General features: G+C 69.1%; 23 protein-coding genes. 9 read left to right on the top strand and 14 right to left on the bottom strand.

From position 1 onward, the window contains the following. Positions 1–275 precede the first annotated feature (275 nt). The 3 genes from HDC34_RS05170 to HDC34_RS05160 all read right to left on the bottom strand — a co-directional run bounded on the left by HDC34_RS05170 (position 276) and on the right by HDC34_RS05160 (position 4,039). On the bottom strand, positions 276–1,208 hold the full coding sequence (locus HDC34_RS05170) for a hypothetical protein (RefSeq protein ID WP_179556123.1): 933 nt from the start codon (positions 1,206–1,208) through the stop codon (positions 276–278). Between the two features lie 212 nt (positions 1,209–1,420). Next, positions 1,421–2,299: an endo alpha-1,4 polygalactosaminidase gene (locus HDC34_RS05165; RefSeq protein WP_179556122.1), complete on the bottom strand. Its 879-nt coding sequence runs from the start codon at positions 2,297–2,299 to the stop codon at positions 1,421–1,423. A 51-nt stretch (positions 2,300–2,350) separates the two neighbouring features. Next, the gene (locus tag HDC34_RS05160) at positions 2,351–4,039 is read right to left on the bottom strand and encodes a LuxR C-terminal-related transcriptional regulator (RefSeq protein ID WP_179556121.1); all 1,689 of its coding nucleotides are present in this window, start codon (positions 4,037–4,039) and stop codon (positions 2,351–2,353) included. Positions 4,040–4,329: 290 nt separating this feature from the next. On the opposite strand from HDC34_RS05160, the gene HDC34_RS05155 reads away from it, so the two are divergent. Next, positions 4,330–4,926, top strand: a complete 597-nt coding sequence (locus tag HDC34_RS05155; protein WP_179556120.1) for a hypothetical protein — start codon at positions 4,330–4,332, stop codon at positions 4,924–4,926. A 197-nt stretch (positions 4,927–5,123) separates the two neighbouring features. Then, entirely contained in the window at positions 5,124–5,468 is a 345-nt protein-coding gene (locus tag HDC34_RS05150; protein ID WP_179556119.1) for a hypothetical protein, read from the top strand. 73 nt (positions 5,469–5,541) lie between these two features. Here the strand turns inward: HDC34_RS05150 and HDC34_RS05145 are convergent, their stop codons facing one another. Together HDC34_RS05145 and HDC34_RS05140 are read right to left on the bottom strand one after the other, a co-directional pair. Further along, on the bottom strand, positions 5,542–5,727 hold the full coding sequence (locus HDC34_RS05145; protein WP_104310983.1) for a hypothetical protein: 186 nt from the start codon (positions 5,725–5,727) through the stop codon (positions 5,542–5,544). Between the two features lie 306 nt (positions 5,728–6,033). Then, positions 6,034–6,951 (bottom strand): ATP-grasp fold amidoligase family protein, encoded by a 918-nt coding sequence (locus tag HDC34_RS05140; RefSeq protein ID WP_179556118.1) that lies wholly within the window; start codon positions 6,949–6,951, stop codon positions 6,034–6,036. Positions 6,952–7,194: 243 nt separating this feature from the next. On the opposite strand from HDC34_RS05140, the gene HDC34_RS05135 reads away from it, so the two are divergent. After that, positions 7,195–7,527 carry a hypothetical protein gene (locus HDC34_RS05135; protein ID WP_179556117.1) on the top strand — a complete coding sequence of 111 codons (333 nt, stop codon included), beginning with the start codon at positions 7,195–7,197 and terminating at the stop codon, positions 7,525–7,527. A gap of 80 nt (positions 7,528–7,607) precedes the next feature. Here HDC34_RS05135 and HDC34_RS05130 read toward each other — a convergent pair whose 3' ends face one another. Together HDC34_RS05130 and HDC34_RS05125 are read right to left on the bottom strand one after the other, a co-directional pair. Further along, on the bottom strand, positions 7,608–7,952 hold the full coding sequence (locus tag HDC34_RS05130) for a hypothetical protein (RefSeq protein ID WP_179556116.1): 345 nt from the start codon (positions 7,950–7,952) through the stop codon (positions 7,608–7,610). Between the two features lie 227 nt (positions 7,953–8,179). Further along, complete coding sequence (locus HDC34_RS05125; protein WP_179556115.1) at positions 8,180–9,727, bottom strand: FAD-dependent oxidoreductase; 1,548 nt, start codon at positions 9,725–9,727, stop codon at positions 8,180–8,182. A 134-nt stretch (positions 9,728–9,861) separates the two neighbouring features. On the opposite strand from HDC34_RS05125, the gene HDC34_RS05120 reads away from it, so the two are divergent. Beyond that, complete coding sequence (locus tag HDC34_RS05120; RefSeq protein ID WP_179556114.1) at positions 9,862–10,122, top strand: hypothetical protein; 261 nt, start codon at positions 9,862–9,864, stop codon at positions 10,120–10,122. A 21-nt stretch (positions 10,123–10,143) separates the two neighbouring features. On the opposite strand, the gene HDC34_RS05115 is transcribed toward HDC34_RS05120, so the two are convergent. The 7 genes from HDC34_RS05115 to HDC34_RS05085 all read right to left on the bottom strand — a co-directional run bounded on the left by HDC34_RS05115 (position 10,144) and on the right by HDC34_RS05085 (position 18,143). Beyond that, a complete protein-coding gene (locus HDC34_RS05115; RefSeq protein WP_179556113.1) occupies positions 10,144–11,007 on the bottom strand; it encodes a fumarylacetoacetate hydrolase family protein in 864 nt (287 codons plus the stop codon). A gap of 28 nt (positions 11,008–11,035) precedes the next feature. After that, positions 11,036–12,205, bottom strand: coding sequence for a glycoside hydrolase family 88 protein (locus tag HDC34_RS05110; RefSeq protein WP_179556112.1), 1,170 nt, complete (start codon positions 12,203–12,205; stop codon positions 11,036–11,038). Between the two features lie 32 nt (positions 12,206–12,237). Next, complete coding sequence (locus tag HDC34_RS05105; RefSeq protein ID WP_179556111.1) at positions 12,238–12,900, bottom strand: ferredoxin-NADPH reductase; 663 nt, start codon at positions 12,898–12,900, stop codon at positions 12,238–12,240. A gap of 3 nt (positions 12,901–12,903) precedes the next feature. Continuing rightward, entirely contained in the window at positions 12,904–13,818 is a 915-nt protein-coding gene (locus HDC34_RS05100; protein ID WP_218854897.1) for a carbohydrate ABC transporter permease, read from the bottom strand. Beyond that, the gene (locus HDC34_RS05095) at positions 13,818–14,765 is read right to left on the bottom strand and encodes a carbohydrate ABC transporter permease (RefSeq protein ID WP_179556110.1); all 948 of its coding nucleotides are present in this window, start codon (positions 14,763–14,765) and stop codon (positions 13,818–13,820) included. The genes HDC34_RS05100 and HDC34_RS05095 overlap by 1 nt, the downstream gene beginning before the upstream one ends. 63 nt (positions 14,766–14,828) lie before the next feature. Then, on the bottom strand, positions 14,829–16,121 hold the full coding sequence (locus HDC34_RS05090) for an ABC transporter substrate-binding protein (RefSeq protein WP_104310554.1): 1,293 nt from the start codon (positions 16,119–16,121) through the stop codon (positions 14,829–14,831). 63 nt (positions 16,122–16,184) lie between these two features. After that, a complete protein-coding gene (locus HDC34_RS05085) occupies positions 16,185–18,143 on the bottom strand; it encodes a DUF2264 domain-containing protein (protein WP_179556109.1) in 1,959 nt (652 codons plus the stop codon). 191 nt (positions 18,144–18,334) lie between these two features. Here HDC34_RS05085 and HDC34_RS05080 point away from each other — a divergent pair, with 191 nt between their 5' ends. From HDC34_RS05080 to HDC34_RS05060, 5 genes are all read left to right on the top strand, one after another. Continuing rightward, a complete protein-coding gene (locus HDC34_RS05080; RefSeq protein WP_218854894.1) occupies positions 18,335–20,473 on the top strand; it encodes a heparinase II/III family protein in 2,139 nt (712 codons plus the stop codon). After that, positions 20,470–21,570 carry a substrate-binding domain-containing protein gene (locus tag HDC34_RS05075; protein WP_179556108.1) on the top strand — a complete coding sequence of 367 codons (1,101 nt, stop codon included), beginning with the start codon at positions 20,470–20,472 and terminating at the stop codon, positions 21,568–21,570. The genes HDC34_RS05080 and HDC34_RS05075 overlap by 4 nt, the downstream gene beginning before the upstream one ends. 216 nt (positions 21,571–21,786) lie before the next feature. Next, positions 21,787–22,899, top strand: a complete 1,113-nt coding sequence (locus tag HDC34_RS05070; protein WP_179556107.1) for a TerC family protein — start codon at positions 21,787–21,789, stop codon at positions 22,897–22,899. Positions 22,900–23,122: 223 nt separating this feature from the next. Beyond that, positions 23,123–24,178: a LacI family DNA-binding transcriptional regulator gene (locus HDC34_RS05065; RefSeq protein WP_104240332.1), complete on the top strand. Its 1,056-nt coding sequence runs from the start codon at positions 23,123–23,125 to the stop codon at positions 24,176–24,178. A 52-nt stretch (positions 24,179–24,230) separates the two neighbouring features. After that, complete coding sequence (locus HDC34_RS05060) at positions 24,231–25,880, top strand: ABC transporter substrate-binding protein (RefSeq protein ID WP_104240331.1); 1,650 nt, start codon at positions 24,231–24,233, stop codon at positions 25,878–25,880. Positions 25,881–25,955: the final 75 nt, after the last annotated feature.

The raw sequence follows: 25,955 nt of genomic DNA, 5'->3' as shown, positions 1-25,955 counted from the left end.
GGCGGGGGATTCCATTCAGCTCGAACCGGCGCACAAGAAGATGCTTAGGCAGATCGGCCGCGTCAGCAGGAGAGCGAGCAGCCAGGTCGGGGAGTCTTCAGTTTATGCCGGAACCCAACAAAACAACAAATAAGGAAGGTGAATTCTTCGTTGCGAGTCACGAATCGAGTGGTGTCACACGACCAAACCAGTGCGGCCTGATTCGCATTATCAGCATCATCAGCAAAGAGATGCCGTCGGCACCCGAAGCGCGGGTGCCGACGGCCAACAACGGCTCAGCAGACGCGCGTGCCCCGGTCGACGACCAGGCCCGTGAGGAAGATCGTCTGGTTGTTGTCCGTGTTGCTGACGTTCGATCCCGCCTCCAGGTAGCCGCGGTTGCGGTACCGGATGCGGATGGTGCGGAGCGCCTGTCGAGGCGATGGCCCGCCCGCGATGAGCCTCAGGTTTCCGAGGTCACCCGCCTCGGACACGTTTCCCTCGACGTTACGGTAGAAGGGGCTGTCGGCCGTGCCCGCGCCGACGATGCTCGTGTTCGTGATCGGCGAGGTGCGGACGACGGGGACGTTGACCCCCGCCGCGTTCGTCGCGATGACGGTGACGCCGTCGACGAAGTCGCGCGTCGTGGTCGTCCAAGACCGGTCGATGTCGCTGATGGTGAAGCGCACGTTCGAGACGTCCTCGTTGAAGTTGATGAGGACGTCCTGGTAGTCGTTCACGGTCACCGGACCGACACCGCGAGCCGTGGCGCTCGCGGCGGTGATGCGCTGGGAGATGGTGTAGCCGGGCTGGCCGGTTCCACCGACCGGGCCGATGCCGTTCCCGTTGTTGTTCGTGCCGGTGCGAGTGGCATTCTGAGCGAGAACGGAGACGGTGCCGGACGTGGTGACGTTCGCAGATCGTGCAGCACCGGTGAAGCTGTGCGTGACACTCACGTTCATGTTCGGGAGCGCCGGCGATGTCTGCGCGGTCTGTGCGAACAGGAATTGGCGCGTGATGGTGGCGTTGGTGTCCTCGGCTGGGATCGGCCCGGTTGCGGTCGTGTTCGCCCAGTTCAGCGACACGTTCTGCGCCGAGCACCGCGACGCGGCCTGCGCTGGCGTCGCCGCGGCGACGGCGATGACGGGTGTCGACCAGGCGGCAGCGGTGAGGACCGTGCGGCGGCTGGTGGCGGGGGTGGCGGTCTCAGGGGAAAGATCGTCGTTCATGAAGTCCGTTTCGGCTTGCGGGAGTCCGCGACGCGGGTCGGCGTTCAGTCGCGAAGAAGCGCCCGAAGCCGACGTCGTCGTCGCGGCAGGCGGGCTAGGGATCGCCGCCTGGAGGGGATGCTCCAAGCCTAGAGCGCCCCGGGGAAAAGTTGGTAGTTCAGCGAAGTAAATATCCGGTGAAGTCGCAACGCGACGTCACGAGAAGGCCCGGCTCAGCACTGTTGCCGGTAGTAGTTCGGGGAATCGGGTGCGCGGAGATCCCGGTCGCGGATGATCGTGAGCGGCGCCCGATCCGGGTCGCCGCACACCGCATCCGTCGAGATCACTGCTGCGGCGCCCGCCGCCGGCAGATTGTCGAGGTACTCGATCTGCAGCACGTGCTCGCCGTATGCCGTGGAGTAGGTGCCGCACTCCCCGTACGCGCTGCATTCTTCCGTGACGGCGAAGTCGAAGCCGAGCTCGTCGCGCCCGCGGTCGGCGAGCTCGGCGCTGTTCTTCTGCCCGATCGCGAGACCGGATGCGTGTGCTGCGTCGACGTAGGCGCGCGCGAGCTGCAGCGCGCCGGCTTCGTCGATGCCGTCGAACCGCGTGTACGTGTCGAGGTTGTCGATCTCGACGGCGTCAAAGCCCGCCTCCGCGCATCCGGCGATGACGGGTTCGATCACCGCGAGGATCCCGTCGCGCTGACCGCTCGTGGACGGGTCGAGGATGTACTCGTCCGGCCAGTCCGGATCGATGACCGGCTCACCGCTGGCGTCGCGCAGCAGCAGCTCGCCGCGCTCCCCCAGCCACGCCTCCGCTTCCCCCGGCTGGGTCTGGAAGCCGTTCACGTAGCAGATGCTGTACGCGCCGGGCTCTGGCGTCGCCGTCGAATCGCGGGCGACGACGTCGATGCCACCGTCGATCGCGTACGGCTCCCCCAGCTGGTAGTCGAACGTGCCCGACGTGGGCGGCAGCACGACGTCAGCGTTCCCCTCCGAGCCAGGCTCGCCGCTCGTCAGCCCATCGGACGCGCATCCCGCGAGCGCCGCAGAGACGAGGGTCGCCACGCCTGCGACGAGGACGACGGCACGTGCGCGGGAGATTCGCATGGCAACATCATGCGGCACTGCGAAGCGAGCATCCTGCAGGGCAGCGGCGACTCACAGCCCGACGTCGGACCACAGGCCCGGGTTGCGTCGCCCCACCTTGATGGCGTCGTCGCGGGAGGAGACGCCGAGCTTCTTGAAGAGCGTTCGCAGCTGCGACTTGATGGTGTTGGGTGACACGTGCTCGATGGCGGCGATGTCGTTGAGCTTCCTGGCCTGGAGCAGGTGGCGGAGCACGACGCGTTCGCGCTCCGTGAGGCGGATGTCCGACACCGCGGCCTGCGCGGTCGTGTGGAGCTCACCGACCAGCGCCCGCCTCGCTTCGCGAACCTTGAGTCGCACGCCGCTGCTCGCGCACAGGGCTTCGTAGTCCTCGTCACTGAAGCGCATCAGCACCCCGTTGAATCCCTGTTCGGCGACCATCGTGGTCAGGGTGCGGAACAGTTCCGCGGCCCTCGCCTTCGCTCCGGCGCTGAGGTGGATGATCGTGGCGGCTGCCAGCAACTCCATGCCGACTCGCAGGCTGCGCTCGTCGGTCGGAACAGACTCCATGACGGCGACCGCCTGCACGTGCTCACCGGCCCGCACCAGCCTCCAGATGCGCGCGATCAGCGCGGCCTGCCGGTGAAGCTCGCTGTCGCCGGCGTCGAGCGCCGCGATCGCCTCCGTGGCTCCGCGCACGTCGCGCAACGCGATGCGGATGCCGACGTCGGAGAAGCTGAGCGCCCACCCGTTCAGCCCGTCCGCGACGAGATGGGCTGGGCGGGCTCGCACCGCGGCGCGGTTGCGCAGCGACTGCGCGAGCGGGTCGCCGCTCAGCACCTCCATGCGCGATGCGACACCGAGGCGCAGCGCCCACTGCTCGGGGGCGACCTCGTCGCCGGGGTCCTTCGCCAGCCAGGCCCGCGCCTCCTCGACGTTCAACTCATCGATCGCGATGTTCGCCGCGGCCAGCGCACCCATGACGGTCACCGCGTCGCCAGGGCCGCCGTCGAACTCGCCCGGCCCCTCGAATCCGCCGTTCAGCGCGGTCGGCTGGCGCCGCAGCCACGAACGGGCCAGCACGAGGTCTCCCGTGAGGCTGTGGATGAGCGCGATCGACCCGGCCGCCGCGGTGGCCATCCGGTCGCTGTCGAACGCGACGGCGTCAGCGTAGGCGACCTCGAACTCGGTCAGCGCGGCGCGGATGTCGCCCGCGAAGAGGAGGCTCGTCGCCCACTGGATGCGCAACCCGGGAAGGAGGGGACGCAAGGTCTTCATCTCGGCCGACGACGCCTGGTTGACCGCCTCGATCGCGGTCTCGGCGATCGTCGCGGCGCTCTGGAAATGCCCCTGTCCCCGTTCGTGCGCCGTCTGCCCGGTGTACTGCGCCAGGTCGTCGATGAGCTCGCCGGCGTCGTTCGGCTGCGCCGCCTCGAAATCGAAACGCGCCGGGCGCACGCGCCCATCGTCCGGTGCGAAATTCAGGTACTGCCGTGCTGCAGCCCAGCGCGACTTCGCCTCCAGCACGGCATCTGGCAGCGCGTTCACCACCTCCCGCATCGCGGCGCGTGAAGTGCGCAGCAGCGACGACCAGTGCTGCTCGAGGAGCTGCGTGACCGCATCCCAGTCTCCGCGGGCCTGCGCCGCCACGATCCGCTCGATCGGCGTGGGGGCAGGAACGACCTGCTGCGAGTCTCGCTGGTCACGCTCGTGTGCGGCATCGGCGGGGATGGGCAGGCGAACGGGTGCGGTGTGCGGCAACGGTCTCTCGTCTCGTGGAGTCTCACGCGAACCCCGGTGGGGAAGCACGCGCCCGCGTCGTGTCAACGGGCTGGTGTGCTCGCGTCTCGGAGCCGAGGGCAACCGGCCGGCGCAGAGCCGCGGTGAGACTACCTCGGCTGCCCGGTTGAGTTCCTGAGCAAGCCACTCACCAAAATACATGCATTTGCATTCATTGTAGTTACAAGCATATGATTGTGAACGTCGTTCATTTATGTTGCCCGCGAGCACGCGCCGCCTGAACGACTCCTACGTCTACTCAGAGGAGCCCCATGTCGTCCCCCACCCCAACCCCAGAACTCCGTCGCCGCACACTGCTCACCGCGGCAGCCTGGTCAGCACCCGTCATCGCGGTCGCTGTCGCGGCACCGCTCGCCGCAGCTTCCCAGGAGCTGGAGAAGGGTCTCCAGGGGTGGGTCGCGATGACGACAACGCAGACCACGCAGTGGTCCCAGGGGTTCGCCCCGCGCCCGGTCACGACCAACCACCTGACCATCGACGGCAGCGGCACCCCTCCAGAGCGCGGCCTGTGGGTGACGGGAACGAGCGCGCGCACGAAGCTCGCCAACGCGAGCATCACGTTCTACAGCGACGCGAACGTCACCTGGACCCCCATGAGGGGCAACTCCGGAGCGTGGTCGACACCCACCCGCACGGGCACGACTCGCATCGACGGCGTCACCTGCTCCGTCTACGTGACCACCTATCAGCGCCCGATCACCGCGACCGCGACGCACACGAACCTCGACAACCAGCTCGTGTTCCGCGCAGTCGAGAACACGGGCAGGGCACGCGTCTGGGCGCGTCGCTCCATCACCGTCGACGGACAAGAGGTCGCGTTCATGCGCGGCCCGATCACCGTCGGCTGACGGTGCGCACCCGAACGCCTGCGTGGTGAAGAACGGGGTGAATTCGATCGGATGCGGCACTGAAACCGGCTGCTCACAGGGGCGAGTCCCCTACCGTGCGAACAGGATGCCCCTGCCCAGCGGGCCGGCCGCGGCCACCCGCGGATCACATACCCAGAAGCAAGCGCTCGCCGTGACGAGCGACGGAAGGCACTGAGATGGACCACGATTCCGAGTACGGAGCCGCCGCGATCACCGAGCAGAGCTCGAGCCTGCAGGTTCCGGAGCAGGCCATCCGCGCCATGCACGTGCAGCTCGACGCCGTGCTCGCGCAGCACGCCACCTCGGATCCCGTCACCAACGAGCTGGCCTTCCAGCTCGCCCTCGAGCCGTTCGGCGCCCCGGCCACGGAACTCGACGAGAGCATCGAGGACAGCCACATCCTCGGCGCCGCCCTGCTGAACCAGAGCTGGCTCGCGGGCCAGCTCGCGCAGGCCACGGGCACCGACCTCGAGACCGTCATCAGCAACCTGCGCGACTACATCGGTCGCATCGAGCGCTAGCCGGAAAGACGAGCAAGGGCCGGCCGTCAGCCTCAGCTGACAACCGGCCCTTCGTCGCGTGAAGTGGGTCCTGCTACTCCGAGCGCGACCCGTCGGCGCTGGCCCCGCCCGCACCGACGCTGCCCTCGTTCGAGGTCAGGGGCTGGTCAGTGCCGAGGGCCTCATCGATGGCGCCGTCGGCGGTCGCGCCGCCTGCGCCGACGCTGCCTTCCTCGGGGCCGTCGAGATCATGCGAGTCGTGAACTTCTGCGTTCGACATCGTGGTCCTTTCTGCGCGGCAACCGCCGCGGTGCTGTGGAGGTCGAGAGCGCCCGGCCGGGAGCCGAACGCCCCCACCGTGCCCCGCGCATCCTGCGATCGCCTGGGTGCCACCCGGACGCAAGCTGATTCGCGGGCGCGCAGGTGCGCCTGCGTGCTCGGCTGCCCCCGCACACCTGCCCGCCGTCCTGCGACAGACCTGGGCGTTGGACAGGTGGATGTACGCAGCGTGATGCGCAAGGCCCAGGTCTGCGGATGGGTGTGCAGCAGACCTGGGGGTTGTGCACCCCGGCGCGCGCGGGGCGCCTCAGCGGTAGCGCCGCGGGACCCGCCAGGGCTCGCCGAAGACCGCGTTCCAGCTCTCGGGCTCGAATGGACTGTCGCCACCGGCCGGGTAGTTCGTCAGCTCGCCGAAGATGACCCGATCCGGCAGGTGGTACAGGTCGACGCGCACGAAGTCGGTCTCCGCACCGAGCCTGGCTGCGACCTCGAGCATCTCGTCGAGACGAGCCGGTCGAGGCGGAGTCGGCGTCCGCCAGGGCAGACCGCCCGACATGTCGAGGTGCGTCCAATCAGGTCGGAAGAAATCCTGCGTCCGCTCGCCGAACCGCCCGCCGTCGACCTGCACGAAGTGGACCACCCCGTGGAACACGAAGAACTTGAAGTCCTCCGGCACCGCGCCGTCCTCGCCGACGAGATACTCCTCGACCAGCACGCGGCGCGGCATCCGCCCGTACACCCACTCCTTGTTGGGGCCCTGGCCGTACAGCTTCGACACCCACCCCTCGCCGATGGCCGCGAGGTGCTCACGGTTCGCGTGCTCCGGCCGCACGTGCGCGTACACCCACCCCCACCTGGGTTCCGGCAGCCGCGCCTCCGCCGGCGCGGCGGGCGAAACGACGACCACCGCACCCGAACCGTGGGTCGGCTTGACGACGTATGACTCCGGCAGCTCGAGGGCCTCCAGCTCGCGAGGGTCGTCGAGCACCCCGTAGGCCTGGGGCAGGTAGCGCGCTCCCACGGCCGCCTCCACGTACCCCCGCACGGCAGCCTTGTCCGCGAACGTCACGATCAGCGGCCGCCGATCGCGCAGCATCTTGTACCGCACCTTGTCGGTGAACGTGACCGGGCCCGAGGTGCGGGCGAGACGCCACAGGCGCACAAGGCGACTGTGCTCGCGCCATCGACGGAACCGGCGTCGCCAGGGGGTGATCGGTGCGCGCATCCGCCTAGTGTGCCGCGCATCTCGAGGTCAACCGCGTCGCGCCCTGACTTCGGACCGAATTACCCAAGGGGCTTGCGCAAATTTCTTGGGTCAGCTAGCGACAACACTGGTGGCAACAAAATGCCTGGTCATGGTGGTGCGATCCCCGCAGCAGCCGTCACCCTCGGTCGAAAACCCGGAAATCTCCAAGCTCCTCCCAGACCACCCCGTCACGCTTTTCAGGAACGGCAGAGGAGCTCCCCCATGATTCCCATCTCCGCATTGACCGGATACGAACTCACGCAGACCACGGCAGGCGTCGTCGCCCTCGAACGCGAGGGGGTGCCACTCGGATTCATCGTCGATGTCGAGGGTGTGCACGTCGTCCTCCGCGGCGCACGGGTGGACACCTGCATCGAGATCAGCCAGCACGTGCAGCTCGAGCGGGCGATCGAATCGCTTGTCGCGGCCTGCTGCGAAGGCGAGGCGCAGCTCGCGACCCGTCGCGCCTCGATCGGCGAGAAGCCGTCGACGAGTCGTGTGAGCTCCGTCGTGGCCCGCCGCTCGCGGGCGAAGATCTCCGGGCCCGCGCGCTGACCGAGCGGCTCGGCCGGGCTCGCCACGTCGCGCCCGCTCCGTCCGTCCGTCCAGCGGGTCCGGGGAACGCAGTCGGCGCCTTAGGAGAGCCAGACCAGGCTGACGACCACCCAGACGATCAGCAGCGCGATCATCGCGCCCGAGGCGAGCAGCGTCGAGATGGTGGCCGCGCGGTTGATGCGCTGCGCCCGCTCCACACGTCCCACCAGGTCCAACGACATCCGCTGCCCGCTGCGCAACCGCATCGCCGCGGCGACCCAGACGCCGACGACGAACAGCACCGCCACGCTCACCACCGCACCCGTGACCATCAGATCGATGGAAGACGGGAACGCCGCGACCACCGGCGGCTCCGCCGGCAGCGCCAACGGCAACGGCAGCGCGCTCGCGTCGAACGCGAGCAGCTGGAAGAGGTGGGAGCGCATAGGACCTGGCTTCGCATCGGGGGCATCGGGCTGACCTGCTCAGATCACCCCGACGACGGCCCCTGGCCCAGGGGTCCACATCGTGGACGCCCAGTCGGGGGATCGAGCCAGGGGCCGGCGACGGGTGCCTCTAGTCTGTCCCCGCCCAGCAATTGCGCCGTTCTCCTAGCGCGACAAGGCCGACACCGCTACCCTGGCCCGCGTTCCGGATGCTCGGGGATGCGCGGCTACGCCTCGTCGGCGTCGCGAGACGGAAGGTCGGACGTCGCCGGCCCCTCGATTCGCGTTCCATCAGGCGCGAACCGGGACGCGTGCAGCGGGCAATCCCACGAGCAGTCCTCGTCGTTCCAGCGCAGCACACCGCCGAGGTGCGTGCAGACCGCCGAGACGGAGCGGGTCACGCCGTCGACCGTGCTCACGGCCACCGGCACGCCTCCCGAGCGGCCGACGCTCCCCTCCCCCTCCGCCGGATGCGCCTCCGGCGTAGACAGCTCGGCTCGCGCCCAGTCGCCGACCGCGGTCACCCCGACCTCCGCGCCCCGCGCGACCAGGCCGCCCACCGTGGCAGCGGTCACGCGCCGATCGTAGAGGGTGTGCATCCACTCGTCTCGGCTGTCCAGGATGCGCCCGCGCAGATCGTGGGCGGCGGCGATGCCGTTCGACAGTCCCCACTTGTTGAAGCCCGTGGCGTAGAGGATGCGCGGATGGGCGGGCGTGGCCACGCCCGAGGACGGCGTCATGTCCGGCTCCTCGTAGTCCTGCGCCGACCAGCGGTACTTCTCGGGGCTCACGAGCCCGAACGTCTCCTGGCCCCACTGGCTGAGGCCATCCACGCGCTCGCGGGAGGAGACGCTGGCGCCGACCTTGTGACCGGCCCCGCCGACGACGAGGTGGTGTCGGCCCGCCGTGGTGTACTCGCGCAGCGAGATGGTCTCGCTGTCGAGGCCCAGGTACATGCCCGTGAGCAGCGGCATCCCGGTCTCGAAGCCGAGCGCGTAGGAGCGGTACGCGGTGAGGGTCGTGAACTCGGCGCTGCGGTCGACGATGGGGAAGCCGGTCCCGATGATGACGTGCGCGCCGCGCACGGAGAGGTCGCGGCCGGCGCGGCTCGCGTGCACGTCGACGTGCGTGCGGTGGTGGTCGACGCCCGTGACTCGCGTGCTGAGGGAGAGGTGCACGCCGAGCTCGATGGCCCGTTCGAGGAGCGCGAGGATGAGCTCGTAGGGGTTAAGCTGCAGGCCGCCGTCGAGGGTGACGGCGTCGAGGATCTCGAACGGCAGCTCCCGGGCGACCTGGTCGCCGATGGGGAGACGCAGCGCTTCGGCGGCCTCTCGCTGCTTCCCGACCTGCTTCGCGCCCTGCTCGGTGCGGGCGAAGAGGATGGAGGTGCGCTCCTGCATCGGCACGTGCCGCTCGGCGCAGAACGCCCTCGCCCAGTCGATGGCTGCGATGTTGCCGTGCACGTACGCGGCCGCGACCTCGTCGCCCCGCCTGCTGCGCAGCGATGCCAGTGTCTGGCCGTGCAGGAGCGACAGCTTGCCCGTGCTGTTGACGGTGGCCGATGCGCGGAGGTCGTGGGCCTCGAGCACCCCGACCCGAAGGCCGGACTCGGCGAGCAGCACGGCGCTCGTGAGCCCCGTTATCCCAGCGCCGACGACGAGTACGTCGTAGGCGTCGTCGGCTTCCACGCTCAGTGCTTCGGGGTGCTCGGTCGTCCGCTGCCCGAGGGCTGTCCAGATGCCGTGCCGGTCAGAGTCGTGCTTCGCTGCGCTCATGACGCCAACGGTAGGAAGCCAACCCGAGTTTCCCGTCAGTATTGACTCCTGGCGGATGAGGACGGTGAGAACGAGCGCACGTCACCGTGTCAAGGGGGAACGAACTTCCCAGCTGGCTTGTCTTGACTGGACGCATGACACCAACAGCCAAGGCCCTACGGACTGCCTTCGCCGCCTCCGCGGCACTCGCTGCTTCTCTCCTCCTGGCCGGTTGCGGTGGCGACGAGGTCGTCCAGAGCCCGATCTCCCCCGACACCGGGGTGCCGACATCCACGACCGAGGAGACCGCGAACGAGGACGACACGATGACGGTCTCCCCGAATCCGAACAACACGGAGTCGACGACCGACTCGCCGACCCCGTCGGAGACGATGAGCCCGACGACGACCCCGTAGCTGCCGAGACGCCCGGGGCGCTCAGTCCGCCGTGCGGAAGCGCGTCGTCAGCTCGCCGATGCCGGCCACGCGGATGAGCACCGAGTCGCCGTCGACGAGCGGGCGGTGCTCGCGCAACGCACCCTCGAGCTTCTGCGGTGACCCCGTCGCGATGACGTCGCCCGGCTGGAGGGTGATGGACTGCGACACGTAGGAGACGATCTCCGCGAACGGGAAGATGAGCGTCGACGTGCTCTGCGAGACGGTCGTCTTCCCGTCGCGGACGACCTCGACGAGCAGGTTCGCGGGGTCCGCGATCTCGTCGGCCGTCACGATGGCTGGCCCGAGAGGGGCGAAGCCGTCGAAGCACTTGCCGAGCGTCCACTGGCTCGTGCGGTTCTGCCAGTCGCGGGCAGACACGTCGTTGACCAGCGTGTAGGCAGCGATGTGGTCGAGGGCGTCCTCCGCGGAGACGGCGTGCGCCGTGCGCCCGATGACGACCCCGATCTCGCCCTCGTAGTCGACGTCGTCGCTCTGCGGCGGCAGGACCACGGCGTCGTCCGGCCCCAACGTCGTGTTGGCGGTCTTCACGAACACGTCCGGATGCTCCGGGTCGGGCTGTCCTTCTCCGCCTGCGACCACGTGGCCGCGGTAGTTGTAGCCGATGCACAGCAGCACGCGGGGTGTGATCGGCGCCAGCAGGCGCTCGCCGTCGCGAGCGGGGAGGCTGGCTGGGTCCGCCGCGTCGACCACGGCACGTGCATCCGCCAGCGCACCCTCATCGGTGAGCAGCTCGAGCGTCGAGGCGGCGACGCCCGACAGGTCGACCAGCAGGTCGCCCTCGCCCGAGTCGACGAGCGCTGCGGGCACGCTGACACCAGCGCGGTCCCAGTTGACGATCCTCATGCGCAGACTCCTTCGCCCATGACGCCGCTCACCAGTAGCGCTTCCAGTCGGGGCGGGAGGCGCGGGTCAGCGCCTCGAGGTAGAAGTAGTCGCCCCAGAGGGTGCCCTCGTCGACGCCGACGAGCTTCGGCAGGTCGTAGACACCGTGCAGGAGGAGCGCGTCCGACGATTCGGGCGGCTGCGGGGTGGCCTCGGCGATGAGCGCGTCGATCTGCGCGTGCGCCGCCTGCAGCGCCCGGGCCGAGCGCTCGGGGTCGGGCTCGACGGCGGCGAGCTCGAAGAACCCGCATGCGGCGATCGCGGCGGCCGAGCTGTCGCGGGGCGCATCGCTGCCCTCGGTGTACACGAGGTCCCAGTACGGGATGCCGTCGCTCGGCAGGTGCGCCAGATAGTAGTCGGCGCACCGCCAGGCAGCCTCGAGCTGCCGCGGGTCGCCGACCGTCTGCGAGTTGAGCGCGAAGCCGTAGATGCCCCAGGCCTCGCCGCGCGCCCAGCAGGACTCGTCGAACGCGCCCTGCTCGGTGCCGCCGCGCAGGGGCTCGCCGGTCTCCGCATCCCAGTAGAAGGTGTGGAAGGTCGAGTCGTCGGCACGGAAGATCTGCGTGCGCAGCTGCTCCGTGTGCCGGCGCACCGCATCCGCATACCGGGGGTCGCCCGTCTGCTCGCCCACCCAGCTGAGCAGGGGCATGTTCATGAGGCTGTCGATGATGGCGCGGCCGCGCTGCGCGGGGTCGCTGAGGTCGCCCCAGGCCTGCAGGATGCCGGCCGGCTCGAGGAAGCGCGTCATGAGGCGCTCGCCGGCCTTGATGCCTGCCGTGCGCCAGCGCTCGTCGCCGGTCTGCTTCCACGCCGTGACGACGGAGAGCGAGTAGAGGAAGCCGAGGTCGTGCGTCTCCAGGTCCTCGTCACCGTAGAGGCGGCGCTCGAAGTCGGCGGCGTGCGCCAGCGCGGCCTCGTGGAAGACCGCGTCGCCCGTGACGTCGCCGGCGAGCCACATCATGCCCGGCCAGAAGCTGGTGGTCCAGCCACGGTTGGCGCCTGCCGCGAAGGTGTCGGTGGCGGGGCGAAGCAGGTACCTGTTGTCGCTGGTCGTGTCGTCCGGGTAGGCGGCGCCGAACGCTTCGATATTGCGTCGGACGGTGTCGGTGGCCGCTGCCAGCGCGTTCTCCACGGTCGTGGATGCGGGCGCGAAAGTCATGGGTGTTCCTTCGTGAGAGTTCGAGAGGTCAGTCAGGCCGCGACGCGCGCGGGTGCCTGCTGCAGGGTGTAGCGTCCGCCAGCCCAGACGACGTAGAGGCAGGCGGCGGTGGTGATGCCGATGGCGATGGCCGGGGCCGCCGTGAGCACGGCGGCCTGGACCCCGACGATCGCGAACGAGGCGAAGGTCAGCGGCCAGCGGCGCACGGCGAGGATGAGGGATGCGCGCGCCAGCACGAGCAGGCGCGTGTCCTCGGCCTGCGTGATGGCCACGAGCGTCACGGCTGCGGTCGCGAGCGTCAGGATCGCGACGACGACGAGCAGCGGCACGAGGAGGACGCCGATGCCCGTCGGCACGAGCACGAACACATCCACGAGCGCGACCGTGACCACGGCGGACGTGACCGCCGAGATCACGAGCGCCCGCTTCCAGGTGCGGCGCACCCCGCTGATGAACGCGCGGATCACATCCGTGTCCCCCTCCGCGTGCGCACGGAAGGTCGCGAACGCACCCGCGATGCCCGGCCCCGTGAGCGCCGCGCTCGCCGCGAGCAGCGGCCACGACAGCGACGGGTCGGTGGTCACGAGCAGCACGAGGAACGGCAGGCTCATGACCGCGAGCATCAGGTTGACGGCGAGTGCCAGGTAGGTGACGTTGAACGCCGTCGCGTAGACGCCGTGCGAGATGCGCTTCATGGCCTAGCCCTTCATTCCGCTGGTCGCGATGCCCTCGACGAAGTACCGCTGGCCGAGGAGGAACACGATCGCGATGGGCAGCACCGAGATGGTGAGGCCCGCGAAGAGCACGCCGTAGTCGACGTCGTAGAGGCTCGAGACGAAGTTCTTGAGGCCCAGCTGCATGGTCCAGAGGCTCGGGTCGCGCAGGTAGATGAGCGGTCCGAGGTAGTCGTTCCAGGTGTTGACGAACGTCAGCAGCGAGAGGCTCGCGATGGCCGGGACCGACAGCGGCAGCATGATGCGCCGCCAGATGCCGTACTCGCTGAGCCCGTCGAGGCGGGCCGCCTCGGAGAGCTCCATGGGGATGGTCTCGTAGAACTGCTTCATGAGGAACACACCGAAGGCGCCGAACGCCTGCAGCAGGATGATCGCCCAGAGGGTGTTCGAGAGGTTCGCGTTCGACAGCAGGATGAACTGCGGGATCATGTACGACTGCCACGGCACGGCGATCGTTCCGACGTAGAGGAGGAAGAGCACGTCGCGGCCGGGGAACTTGACGCGCGAGAAGCCGTAGGCGGCGAACGAGCCCGTGAGCACCTGCAGGGCCGTGACGGTGACCGAGAGGATGAGCGTGTTGCCGATCCAGGTCATGATGTCCGACTTGGTCCAGATGTCGACGTAGTTCTGCCAGACGAAGACCTCGGGGATCCACTGCACCGGCACCGAGAAGACCGCGTTGGCCTCCTTGAGGGAGCTCATGATCATCCAGAAGAACGGCGTGAGCATCGCGGCCGCGGCGACGATGAGGATGACGTAGAGGAGCGCGCGAGCGAGCTTGTGCTCCTTCTTGCCAGCGGGCTTCGCGGGCTCGACGTGGTCGGTCGAGAGGGGGGTCGTGGTCTCCTCGGGGAGGACGACTGCCATGGTCTGGGACATCAGCTGTCCTTCCGCTTGTTCCACATGAACTGGATGATCGTGACGACGATGCAGAGCAGGAACAGCACGACGGAGGCCGCTGACGCGTATCCGAACTCGTTCTCCTCGAAGCCCTTGCGGTAGATGAACTGGGAGATGACGGTCGTCGACTGGCCCGGCCCGCCCTCGGTGAGCACGAGGATGAGGTCGAAGATCTTCAGCGAGTTGATCGTCAGCATGACGGTGACGAAGAACATCGTCGGGCGCAGGCAAGGCAGCGTCACGTTCCAGAAGCGCTGCCACGCGTTCGCGCCGTCGACGCGGGCGGCCTCGTGCAGCTCGGGCGGCACCGTCTGCAGCGCGGCGAGGAAGAGCACCATGTAGTAGCCCATGTCGCGCCACGTGCTGATGATGACCACCGCGGGCATCGCCCACTCCGTGGAGGTGAGCCAGCCTGGCGGGTTGTCGATGCCGATGAGGCGCAGGCCCTCGTTGATGGGGCCGAAGTCCGGGCTGAAGAGCAGGTTCCAGACGAGCGCGATCGCGACGATCGACGTGATGTAGGGGAAGAACGCGGCCGTGCGGAAGAACGCGACGCCGCGGAGCTTGTTGTTGAGCAGCAGCGCGAGCCCGAGCGACACGACGATCGTGAGCGGGATGTGCAGCACCGAGTAGTAGATGGTGTTGCCGAACGCGACCTGGAAGCTGCCGTCGCCCAGGAGGCGGGTGAAGTTGTCGAAGCCGACGAACGTCGAGGTGCCGAAGATGTTCCAGTTCGTGAGAGACATGTAGAACAGCACGATGACGGGCACGAGCGTCAGCGTCGCGAAGCCGAGGAAGTTCGGCAGGATGAAGCTCCAGCCGACAAGCGAGCGCTTGAGCCGTGAGCGGTTGCGCAGCTTGCGCGCCTCGGGCGACAGGCCCTCAGGCGCGGCCTTCGGCTGCGCCGATTCCGTTGTGGTGGTCATGATTCTCCTGGAGAGAGGTGCCGGTCGGCCGGTGAGAGAGCACCGGCCGACCGACGAGAGGGGTTAGTCGAGGCCGACTTCGTTGGCGACTCGGGTCTCGGCCTCCGTGATGGAGTCCTTGACCGACTTGGAGCCGGAGAGGATCGAGGAGTGCATGTCGTTCAGGATGTTCTGGACGGCGGCGGTCTTCGAGTTGGTCGGGCTCTCGGGGAGCGTCTCGTGCGTCTGCACGGCGAACGCGGAGAGCTCGTCCTGCGGGGCGCCCTCGACGCCGAAGTACGCCTCGACGACCGGGTCGCTCAGGAGCGCCGGGGTGATGCCGATGCCGGCGAGCTTCGTCGCCGCCTCTTCGCTTGCTGCGTAGGCGAGGAAGTCCTTGGCGGCCTGCGTCTTGCCCTCGTCGATGTTGGCGTTGATGCCGAAGCCGGCAGGGTCACCGAACGTGACGGGGGTGTTCTCGAGACCGGCGGTGGAGGCATCCATCTGCGGCACCGGTGCGATGCCCCACTCGAAGTCGTCGGCCTCGCCGGCCGCCTGCTGCGAGATGAGCGTCGCCACGAACCACGAGCCCATGGGGATCATCGCGGCCTTCTGCTTGCCGAACTCGCCCTGGTAGGTGAGCTTGTTGGCCGTGACCGTGTTGAAGGAGGCCTGCGCGCCGTCGTCCTGCAGCTTGAGCGAGTTGTCGTAGTACTTCTCGAAGTAGTCGTACTCTCCGCTGAAGATGTCGCCGTCAGCCTGCGCGTTGGCGAAGCCCTGGACGGTCGACTGCCAGCTGTGCTGGTGCGCGCCCTTGGCGGTCGAGCCCGCTGCGGTGAGGTTCTGCGTCAGGAGGTCGGCGTTCTCGACGTAGTCGTCCCAGGTCCAGCTGCCGTCCGGGTAGGCGACGCCTGCCTGGTCGAAGAGGGCCTTGTTGTAGTAGAGCACCCACGAGTCCTGGCGGTACGGGGTCGCCCACGTGGTGCCGTCGATCTCGTACGACGCGGCGCCGCTGATGCCCTCGGGCAGCTCGATGTCGGACACGTCGAGCAGCTGTCCGCCTTCCTGGAAGGTGGTGACGAACTTCGTCTCCTTCTGCGTGATGATGTCGGGGCCCGAACCGGCCGCGAGGTCGGCCGTGATGAGCGTGTTGTACTCGGCGGGGTCGTAGTCGACGACCTCGACGGTCACGTCTGGGTACTTCTCCGTGAAGCCGTCCGCCAGCAGCTGGAACTCGGGGGTGGATGCGACGCTCCAGCCCGACACCGACAGCGTGATGGGACCGTCTGGGTCGACGCTCCCGCCACCGCTGCATCCGGTGAGGGCCAGTGCGGCGGCGGCGAGGCCCGCAGTGGCGATCATGGTGCGCTTCTTCATGGTGCTGCTCCTTTGCTGCAATGAACGAGACCCGCTTCGGATCCCTGAAAACCGACGCCCGGGCTACGAGAGGCGGTAGTTGGTGAGGTCGACGGTGCTGTGCGCCCCGTCCGACCAGGTGATGGCGGCGAGCTCATCGGTGAGCTCGACGCCGGTGGTGGTGCTTGGGGTGTGGTCTGCGCCCGCGAGGGTGAGGTGGGCGGCGGCCCAGGTGCCGACCTCGACGGGGGCGTCGAGCACCGGCACCGCGGTGGATGCGCCGAGCGGGCTCGCGTCCGTGCGCGTCACGGTGCGTGCCGTCGTGCCCGCCGTCAGGCCGCGGAGTGCGCTCGTGATCTGCGCATCCTGTCGGCTCGTGACGGGCCAGCCGCCCCAGCGGAGCATCCAGTCGCTCTCGTTGACGCCTTCGGCGAGGTCGGTGACGCGGGCGAGGCGCACCTCTTCGGCGCCGCGCACGACCGAGACGACCGTGAGGCGCGCGACGACCGTCGCTTCGCCGTCGAGGCCAGAGCCGTGGCGCTGCTGCTTCGCGCTCGGGACCAGCGTGTGGGCGAGCCAGGTGGATGCGGCCACGCCGGCGCCGCCGTCGGTGGTCGTGGCAAGGAGCTCCATCGCGGCGCGGTGCGTGGCGGTTTCGGTGCCCGTGGTGGCGTTCTCGCCCGTGGTGGCGCTCTCGACGAGCGCGACCGACTGCTCGAGCGGCTCGTGCCAGGCCGCGTCGTCGAGCAGCGGGCTGGTGGCGCTCGAGTAGGCGATGCGGGCGTAGAGGGGCGAGTCGCCGACCAGCGTGTTCGGCTTCGCGTGGTCGGTGCCGTGGTTGGCGATGCGCACGATGCCGTCGCTCTTCGTACCGGTGACGACCCACCCCGGGGCCGCGATCGTGCGCACGAAGTCGCCCTGCTCGACGGGGAGCGGCTCGGCCTCGGCGACCCAGACGGGGTGGTCGGCCGGGAGGAGGATGCCGAGCAGCCCCTTCGAGGCCCAATACGGGGAGGCGGGGCCGGAGTAGGCCTGCGCGAGCTGGCGCCACTCGTCGAGCCAGCCCATCGTGAGGAGGCCACGCTCGTCCGGCACGCCGCGCTCGGCGAAATGGGAGACGACCTTCTCGGCCGCGTGGCGGAGCGCGCCGAGCGAGACCGAGGGAACCTCCGCGAGCGCGCCGACCCAGAACGGAGCGGCGGCGGCGAAGCGGTAGATGAGGCTGCGGCCCTGCAGGAGCGGGGAGCCGTCTCCGCCGATGAGGTGCACGGCGTCCTGCAGGAAGCGGTCGAGGGCGGCGACGTCACCGGCGAGGCGGTCGCCCGCGAGCTCGCTGGCCCCGCGCATCCGCGACCAGAGGACGGGGTAGATGTGCAGCGCCCAGCCGACATAGTGGTCGTAGGAGCGCTCGTCGCCGTCGGAGAGCCAGCCGTCGGCGCGCACGAACGAGTCGTGCAGGGCGAGGTCGGCGGTGACGTCCTCCGGCGACCAGGGGCCGCCGACGGAGCGCAGGAAGGTCTGCACGACGAGGCGGAACCACAGCCAGTTCGTGCGCGGGTAGGTGTCGTCGCCGACGGCCGGCGCGAAGTAGTCGATGACGCGCTGCTGCGTGAGCTCATCGAGCGCATCCCAGATCCACGGGCGCGTGAGGTCGAGGATGAGGGCGAGCGACGCCGCCTCCACCTTCGCCTGCGGGTGCTCCTCGAGGCGCACCCAGCGGTCGGCCGCATCCGGGTCGACGCCCGTGCGGATGCCTTCGGAGAAGAAGGAGATGAGCTCGTCGACGCCCTGGCCGCGCTCACCCGCGATGCGGAAGCCGGCGAGGAGGAACGTGCGGGCGAAGCCCTCGAGGCCGTCGATGTCGTGACCGTAGCCACCCTCCGCGCCGGGAGGGGTGATGCGCCCCTTGCCCGGAGAGGACCAGGCCATGGCGCCCGCGAGGAGGCGGTCGGCGTAGGCGGTCCAGTCGTCGCGGGTCCATGCTCGCTGCGACGCTGACGGAAGCGCAGCGGCGGGCGCTTCGGGCGTGAATGCAGTGGACACGGATTCTCCTTTGAATTGCCGTCCGGGGTGCCTGCGGCGTCCCCCGGGGGTGGTGACGTTTCGAAAGAGTAGCAATCATTCTCGATCACAACAATGCGGTTATGATCGTGCATGATCGTTTACGATCGATTTCAGTGGCAACACCACCACCGCAGCAGCGGCGAGCACCACCCCCGAGAAGTAGGTCGACGATGACAGACACCACGGACATTCCCGTGCAGAGCGGCACCGCATTCCGTGGACCCCTCTCGCGCGCCCTCGACGAGCAGCTCGGCGGCCGGAACCTTGACGAGGTCATCGCCGACCCCGACCACGCGCTCCCCGTGCCACCCGCATCCGACTGGCCCGCCGGAATCGCCGACGCGCGCACCCTCGCGGAGATGACCGAACGCGCCACCACCGAACAGGGCACACCATGGCCGCAACCGCGCGCGAGCGACGCCGCCAGGTATCACGGCGACGGCAACCGGATCGCCTGGGAGACGCCCGCCTTCGCGCGGCAGGAACGCCTGACCCGCACCGCGGTGGCGGCCGCCGGTCACCCGTCGCTGCTCGCCGAGGTCGTCGACGGCGTCATCCTGCTCTGCGAGCAGAGCTCCTGGTGCTGGCCGGCCCACGACGACACGCTCGCCCGGCACGGCTCAGTGCTCGCAACCGTCACCGACCCGTACCTCGACCTCGGCGCCGGCGAAGTCATCGGGCAGCTCGCCTGGATCGACCAGCTACTCGGCGACCAGCTCGACGCCCAGTACCCGGGTGCGCGGGCGCGCATCCGCCACGAAGCCCGCGTGCGCGTCTTCGAGCCGTTCGTGCGTCGCCGCGACTGGCACTGGCTCGGCCTCGACGGGGACGCGCACAACTGGAACCCGTGGATCCACGGCAACGTGCTCGTCGCCGCCCTCCGGCTGCTCGACACACCGAGCGAGGCCGCGGAGCGCGCGCGCATCCTGGAGCTCGTCGTCGAAGGCCTCGATCGCTACGTCGCCGTGCTGCCAGAAGACGGGGCCATCGACGAGGGCTACGCCTACTGGTGGAACGGCGCCTGCCGCCTCCTCGAAGCGCTCGACCTGCTCACCTTCGCGACCGGTGGCGCCTTCGACCCCGTTCCGAGCATCCGCTCGCTGCGCGAGACCGTCGCGTTTCCGCACCGCATGCACCTCGGCGACGGCTGGTTCGTGAACGCCGCCGACGGGCAGGCCAAGCCCAGCAGCGACCAGCCGTGGCACTCCCTGCACCGAGCGGCCGCTCGCGCTGGTGACGCCGACGCGCAAGCGTTCGCGGCCTCCCACCGCCGCCCATCAGAGGCCGCGGTCGTCGAGGCCGAGGGACTCGGGCGAGTGCTCCGCGGACTCACCGACGCGCCCTGGCTGCAGCTGAGCCCACCCGCTCCCCCGGCCCCCGCATCCACCTGGCTCCCCTCCACGCAGATGCTCGTCGCCCGCGAGCGCGACGGCTCGTCTTCGGGCTTGTCGGTCGCGGTCAAGGGCGGCCACAACGACGAGAACCACAACCACAACGACGTCGGCACGTTCCTCGTCGCCTCCGACGGCGTGCCGGTCATCGTCGACGCCGGGCGCCCCAGCTACGACGCCCGCACCTTCAGCAACCGCCGCTACGAGCTGTGGCCCATGCAGAGCGAATGGCACAACGTGCCGGTCATCGCGGGGCGCGGGCAGCCGACGGGGCGCGAGTACGCGGCCGACGTTGTCGGCGTGCAGACAGGGAACGCTCCCTCGCTCGAGCTCGAGCTGGCCGGCGCCTACGACGTCGCAGGGCTCGAGTCGTGGCGCCGCGAGGTGCTCCTCGACCGCGAGCGCACCGAGGTGCGCGTCCATGACGCGTGGCGCTGGGCGTCGACACCCGCCGATGCAGCGGCCGCCCCCGCGACCGAGGGCCCCGCCCCCGCGAGCTCCACAGAGTTGTGGCCAAGCGCGGTCCGCGAGGAGCTGAACAGCACCTCGCCACAACTCTCCGCATCAGACGCCGACGCGACGGACGCGACATCCTCCTCTGCCGCACCCGCCCCGACGCAGCTGCGGATGCTGCTCGCCGGCGACGTTGCCCTCACACCTGACAGTCAGGGTGACGACAGCGCCGTCATCACCCCTCTGGGTGGTGCCCCGCGGGTCCACGTCACCTGGAGTGACACCGCGACCGCCACCCTCACGCCGATCGAGCTCGACGACCCGATGCTGACGGACGTGTGGGGCCCTAGACTCGTGCGACTCGACCTCGACGTCGCCGACCGGTCAACGATGACCGTCACCGTGCGCCAGGAGCACTCGACACCGCCCTTCGGGGACACGAACGCTGTGGGGGACGCAGAATGATGGAACAGGGATCACGGCTCGCCGCCGAACGGCGCGACCTCATCTTGGAACGGCTGCTCGCCTCCGGTGCGGTGCGGGTCGCCGAGCTGACCGACGAGCTCGACGTCACCCCGGTGACGCTGCGCCGCGACCTGCAGCAGCTCGAGTCGGACGGCCTCCTCGTGCGCGTGCACGGCGGCGCTGTGCTCCCGCCCGACGGCGCGCCCGCCTTGCAGGCGCGCCAGGCGACGAACGGCGCGCAGCAGACCATCGGCGTGCTGGTGCCCTCGCTCGACTTCTACTGGCCGCGTGTCATCCGCGGCATGGAGCAGGCGGCTCGCGAGCAGGGCGCGAAGCTGCTGCTGCGGGGAACGTCGTACGAGATGCAGGATGAGCGGCCCGTGCTCGAGCGGATGGTCGAGCACGAGGGTGTCACGGGCCTCGTCGTTGCCCCCAACACCGACACCGACCATGCCCGCGAGGTCATGGAGTGGCTGCATGAGTCCGGGCTGCCATTTGTGCTCGCCGAGCGCGATGCCGTCGTCGGCCCCGACCGAACGCCCGCGGAGTCGGTCACCACCGACCATGCCCTGGGCGCCGTCCTCGCAGCCCGCCACCTCGCGCAGCTCGGGCACCGCAAGGTGGGCCTCTTCATCTCGAGGAATTCGCCGACGTCGCGCAAGATCATCGCCGGCTGGTCGGCCGCCTGCCGCGAGCTGGGCCTCACGCCGGGTGAGCACGTCGAGCGCATCCTGCCCGACCGCCGCGACCCTCGCTTCTCGGGGGCCGTGGATGCGGTGCTCGACGCAGTCCTCGAAGCCGGCGTCACCGCCCTGCTCGTGCACTCCGACCGGGAGGCGATGGCGATCATCGACGTGGCTCTCGCTCGTGGGCTCAGCGTGCCGGACGACCTGTCTGTCGTGGCCTACGACGACGAGGTCGCCGACCTCTTCACGCCGGCACTGACCGCGGTCACGCCGCCCCGGTCGTCGCTCGGGCGGGCCGCCGTGACGACCCTGCTCGCGCGCATCGCCGACCCGACGCGCCCCGTGCACCGCACCGTGCTCAGCCCGAGCTTCAACTCGCGACTCTCCACGGCGCCGCCTCGCGACAGCTGAGCCGCTTGCGGGCGTTCTCCCAGCCTTCCCGCCCGCGCATCCCCCTAAGCTCTTGCGAAGCAAGGGGAGTACTCCCGTCTGCGGTGTGCCCGTCAATACGAGCGTGATTCCACGTTCCGGGGCATCGGTTCCACCATGTCAGCGTCGCTGATCTGGTCGGGGCGGAGGAGACCTTGGTGTCGTTGTCGAACACCAATCCCCCTTTGGAGTACCCCCATGCAGGTCACGACCTCTGTCTGGCTCATCACGATCGCGGTGACGATCGGATTCTTCGTCTACGAGTTCTTCGCTCACGTGCGGAAGCCGCACGAGCCGACCATCCGCGAATCCGCTCGCTGGTCGGCGTTCTACATCGGCCTCGCGCTGCTGTTCGGCGTCGGCATCGGCTTCGTCACCGACTGGCGCTACGGCGGCGAGTACTTTGCCGGCTACCTGACAGAGAAGGCGCTGTCGCTCGACAACCTCTTCCTGTTCCTCATCATCATGACCGGCTTCGCGGTGCCCAAGATCTACCAGCAGAAGGTGCTGATGATCGGCATCGTCATCGCGCTCATCATGCGCGGTGGCTTCATCGCAGTGGGGGCCGCCCTCATCGAGAACTTCTCCTGGGTGTTCTACCTGTTCGGCGCGCTGCTGTTCGTGCTCGCCTACCAGCAGATCAAGGGCGACCACGGAGACCCCTCGAACAACGCCTTCATGCGCTTCGTACGCCGCATCCTGCCCGTCACGGATGAGTACCACGGCGACAAGATGACCGTGAAGAAGGATGGCAAGCGCTTCGTCACCCCGATGCTCCTCACGATCGTCGCGATCGGCTTCATCGACCTGGTCTTCGCGCTCGACTCGATCCCCGCGATCTACGGGCTCACCAACGAGGCGTACATCGTGTTCACCGCGAACGCCTTCGCGCTCATGGGCCTGCGCCAGCTGTTCTTCCTCATCGGCGGACTGCTCGAGCGCCTCGTCTACCTCAGCCAGGGCCTCGCCGTGATCCTCGGCTTCATCGCCGTGAAGCTCGTCTTCCACGCCCTGCATGTCAACGAGGTTCCGTTCATCAACGGCGGCGAGCCGCTGCTGTGGGTGCCGGAGATCCCGATCTGGTTCTCGCTCACGTTCATCGGAGCGACCATCGCGGTCGCCACGATCGCGAGCCTCCTCAAGACGCGGAACGACCGCAGCAAGTCCGAGCGCTCCACGGTGCAGGACGAGCCCATCGAGACGGCGGCCGACGCTGCGGATGTGCCCCGCGCCGCCAGCGCGGGCCGCGCCGCGAGCGACGCGACCTCGAGCGGGTCCCCCGTCTCCGGCGGCGACTCCCGCGACGCCTAGCCGCCGCAGAACCCCGACACCGCAATCGCTGCCCGGCGTTTCACCCTCTGAGACCACTCTCGGCGGGCGAAACGCCGGGCAGCGTCGCAGATGGGGCGAAAGCTGCGATGCGACGCCTCGGCGAGGACAGGGCCAGCGCTCCAGTTGACGCGCGTTAGTCAGTGTCGTACTGTGCTCCTATAGCTCGCATTAACGCGAGTTAGTCAACGAAGACAGGATTCCAATGAGCGGTCAGAATGCGTCGGCACACGGGGGTCCCGTGCGTGCGAAGGCAGTCACGATGGCCGACGTGGCACGCCACGCGGGCGTCAGCCGAACGGCAGTCTCCTTCGCTCTGAACGGAACGGACGCGGCCATCCCGGAGGGCACCAGGCGCCGCATCCGCGATGCCGCAGCCGAGCTCGGGTACCGCCCGAACGCGGCAGCCAGAGCACTCGCCGTCCAGCGCACCGGATGGTACGGCCTCGTCACGGAGATCGTGACGGCCCCGTTCGCCGTCGACATCGTGAAGGGCGCCCAGGCCGCCGCGTGGGAGCTCGGCAGCTTCCTCCTCATCGCTCCGAGCGACGAGGAGCCGACCATGGAGTCGCTCGCGATCGAGAAGCTGCTCGAGCAGCGGGTCGAGGGCATCATCATCGCCGCGACCTGGCATCGCGGCATCCGCGTGCCGGACAACGCGCACGACGTGCCCTGCGTGCTGGTGAACTGCTACGACCTCGACAACCGAGTGCCGAGCATCGTCCCCGATGAACGCCAGGGCGGGCGCACGGCCGCTCGCGCGCTCCTCGACGCCGGACACGAGCGCATCGGCCACATCACGCTCTCCCCCGGTATCGCGGCGACGGTCGGCCGCCTCGCGGGCCTCCGCGACGAGATGCGCCTGGCGGGGCTCCCCCTCGGCGACGAGCTCATCGAGTCGAGCGACGGGACAGCGGATGGTGGCTACGCCGCGGCCACCAGACTCCTCGATCTGCCCGAGCGACCGACCGCGATCTTCTGCGGCAACGACCGCGTCGCGATGGGCGCCTATGACGCCATCAAGGAACGCGGGCTCCGGATTCCCGAGGACATCTCCGTCGTGGGCTTCGACGACCAAGAGATCCTGGCCGGCTACCTGCGACCCGGCCTGACCACCGTCGCCCTTCCCTTCGAGGAGATGGGCGCGGCAGGGGTGACCATGCTCACCTCGCTGGCAGCGGGCGAGACGATCACCGATCGACAGATCGAGATCGCCTGCCCGCTGCGCTCGCGCTCGTCCATCGGAGGTCGAATCCGATGATCGAGCAAATCCCTGCCCTGCGAACTCCTACGCACGCGAAGAAAGAGACACCATGACCCTATCCATCAGACAGCGCGTCGTCACCGTGGTCGGCATGGGCGCCGTTGCCGCGGTCGCCATGTCCGGCTGCACTGCGTCCGCGTCAGGCGCCGGTGAAGCACTCCTGACGATCCCTCGCGAGGACATGGGGACATTCAGCCAGAACTTCAACCCGTTCTCGCCGACCGCCGCCCCGATGACGCAGCAGGCGATCTACGAGTCGATGCTCATCTACAACCCCGCCGCTGGGGACACCGTGCCGTGGCTCGCCGAGTCCTGGGAGACGAGCGGTGACGGCCTCACGCAGACCTTCGACCTCCGCGACGGCGTGCTGTGGTCCGACGGCGAGGCGTTCACCGCCGACGACGTCGTGTTCACCGTCGACCTGCAGCGCGAGCTGCTCGGCGGATTCGACTACCTCGCCGACGCCAAGGCCGTCGATGCGGACACGGTCGAGTTCACGCTCTCGAAGCCGTACAGCCCGGCGCTCTACGAGCTGGGCCAGCTGACGCTCGTCCCCGAGCACATCTGGGCGGCCGAGGAAGATCCCGGCAACTTCGAGAACCCTCTGCCCGTCGGCACCGGCCCCTACACGGAGGTCACGAACTTCCAGGCGCAGTCGTTCGACCTCCTGCCGAACCCGAACTACTGGCAGGAGGGCGCCCAGAACATCCCCGGCATCCGGATGCTGGCGTTCGCCGGAAACGACGGGGCCAACCTGGCGGCCATCAACGGCGATGTCGATTGGGCCCCGCAGTACATTCCGAACATCCAGACCGCGTTCGTCGACCGCGACCCCGAGAAGCGGCACTACTGGTTCCCGCCGACGGGATCGATGATCAACTGGCAGCTCAACACGACGCTCCCGATGTTCTCCGACGTCCGCGTCAGGCAGGCGCTGTCCATGGCACTCGACCGCGAGCAGATCGTCGACGTCGGCATGTCCGGCTACACGAAGGCGGCGGACTGCACCGGGCTCTCTGGCGCGTATGACACCTGGCGCGACGAGGCGGTCGCGAGCTCCTGCGGCTGGGCCTCGCTCGACCTCGCAGCGGCGGCAGACCTCCTCGACGCGGCTGGATACCCGGAGGGCGCAGACGGGACGCGGACCACCCCGGACGGCCAGCCGTTCTCCTTCACCATCTCGGTCGGCTCGACGTCGAGCGACTGGCTCTCGGTCGCGAACATCATCGCGCAGAACCTGGGCGAGCTCGGCATCCAGGCGACCGTCGATTCGCCAGACTGGGCCTCGGTCGTTGCCGGATACGAGACCGGCGACTTCGAGACCGGCATCGTCTGGAGCGCCGCCGCGCCGACTCCGTACCAGTACTACCGCAACACGATGTCGACGGAGACCGTCGTTCCCGTCGGCGAGCAGACCTTCGACAACTACCACCGCTTCGGCAGTGCGGACGCCGATGCGCTGCTCGCCGAGCTGGCCAGCGCGTCCGAGCCGGAGCAGCAGGCAGCCGCGACCTCGGGCCTGCAGCAGCTCTTCGCGGAGCAGACCCCGGTCGTCCCCCTGTTCTCGGGCCCTGAATGGGGTGCGTACACGACCGAGCGCTTCGTCGGCTGGCCGACGGAGGAGGACCCGTACGCGACCCTCGCGACCCGTTCCTCCACCACCGTGCTCGTGCTCACGAAGCTGACACCCGCCGAGTAGCAGCCGCCTTCTCTCGCCGCCGGCCGGGCCATACCCCGGTCGGCGGCCCAGCCGCCGCCTGCCCTGAAGGGGCCG

This window comes from Pseudoclavibacter sp. JAI123 (assembly GCF_013409665.1).
GTDB lineage: Bacteria > Actinomycetota > Actinomycetes > Actinomycetales > Microbacteriaceae > Pseudoclavibacter.
The sequence above is the reverse complement of the archived record's forward strand: the minus strand, read 5'-3'. Positions and strand labels throughout refer to the sequence as shown.

Excerpts from the sequence above, each read along its gene's own strand:
- HDC34_RS05140 (WP_179556118.1), bottom strand. The coding sequence starts at position 6,951 with ATGCGCGCACCGATCACCCCCTGGCGACGCCGGTTCCGTCGATGGCGC.
- HDC34_RS05155 (WP_179556120.1), top strand. The coding sequence starts at position 4,330 with ATGTCGTCCCCCACCCCAACCCCAGAACTCCGTCGCCGCACACTGCTC.
- HDC34_RS05065 (WP_104240332.1), top strand. The coding sequence starts at position 23,123 with ATGAGCGGTCAGAATGCGTCGGCACACGGGGGTCCCGTGCGTGCGAAG.
- HDC34_RS05075 (WP_179556108.1), top strand. The coding sequence starts at position 20,470 with ATGATGGAACAGGGATCACGGCTCGCCGCCGAACGGCGCGACCTCATC.
- HDC34_RS05100 (WP_218854897.1), bottom strand. The coding sequence starts at position 13,818 with ATGTCCCAGACCATGGCAGTCGTCCTCCCCGAGGAGACCACGACCCCC.
- HDC34_RS05060 (WP_104240331.1), top strand. The coding sequence starts at position 24,231 with ATGACCCTATCCATCAGACAGCGCGTCGTCACCGTGGTCGGCATGGGC.
- HDC34_RS05090 (WP_104310554.1), bottom strand. The coding sequence starts at position 16,121 with ATGAAGAAGCGCACCATGATCGCCACTGCGGGCCTCGCCGCCGCCGCA.
- HDC34_RS05145 (WP_104310983.1), bottom strand. The coding sequence starts at position 5,727 with ATGTCGAACGCAGAAGTTCACGACTCGCATGATCTCGACGGCCCCGAG.
- HDC34_RS05080 (WP_218854894.1), top strand. The coding sequence starts at position 18,335 with ATGACAGACACCACGGACATTCCCGTGCAGAGCGGCACCGCATTCCGT.
- HDC34_RS05115 (WP_179556113.1), bottom strand. The coding sequence starts at position 11,007 with ATGAGGATCGTCAACTGGGACCGCGCTGGTGTCAGCGTGCCCGCAGCG.
- HDC34_RS05135 (WP_179556117.1), top strand. The coding sequence starts at position 7,195 with ATGATTCCCATCTCCGCATTGACCGGATACGAACTCACGCAGACCACG.
- HDC34_RS05120 (WP_179556114.1), top strand. The coding sequence starts at position 9,862 with ATGACACCAACAGCCAAGGCCCTACGGACTGCCTTCGCCGCCTCCGCG.
- HDC34_RS05150 (WP_179556119.1), top strand. The coding sequence starts at position 5,124 with ATGGACCACGATTCCGAGTACGGAGCCGCCGCGATCACCGAGCAGAGC.
- HDC34_RS05170 (WP_179556123.1), bottom strand. The coding sequence starts at position 1,208 with ATGAACGACGATCTTTCCCCTGAGACCGCCACCCCCGCCACCAGCCGC.
- HDC34_RS05110 (WP_179556112.1), bottom strand. The coding sequence starts at position 12,205 with ATGACTTTCGCGCCCGCATCCACGACCGTGGAGAACGCGCTGGCAGCG.
- HDC34_RS05125 (WP_179556115.1), bottom strand. The coding sequence starts at position 9,727 with ATGAGCGCAGCGAAGCACGACTCTGACCGGCACGGCATCTGGACAGCC.
- HDC34_RS05165 (WP_179556122.1), bottom strand. The coding sequence starts at position 2,299 with ATGCGAATCTCCCGCGCACGTGCCGTCGTCCTCGTCGCAGGCGTGGCG.
- HDC34_RS05130 (WP_179556116.1), bottom strand. The coding sequence starts at position 7,952 with ATGCGCTCCCACCTCTTCCAGCTGCTCGCGTTCGACGCGAGCGCGCTG.
- HDC34_RS05105 (WP_179556111.1), bottom strand. The coding sequence starts at position 12,900 with ATGAAGCGCATCTCGCACGGCGTCTACGCGACGGCGTTCAACGTCACC.
- HDC34_RS05070 (WP_179556107.1), top strand. The coding sequence starts at position 21,787 with ATGCAGGTCACGACCTCTGTCTGGCTCATCACGATCGCGGTGACGATC.
- HDC34_RS05095 (WP_179556110.1), bottom strand. The coding sequence starts at position 14,765 with ATGACCACCACAACGGAATCGGCGCAGCCGAAGGCCGCGCCTGAGGGC.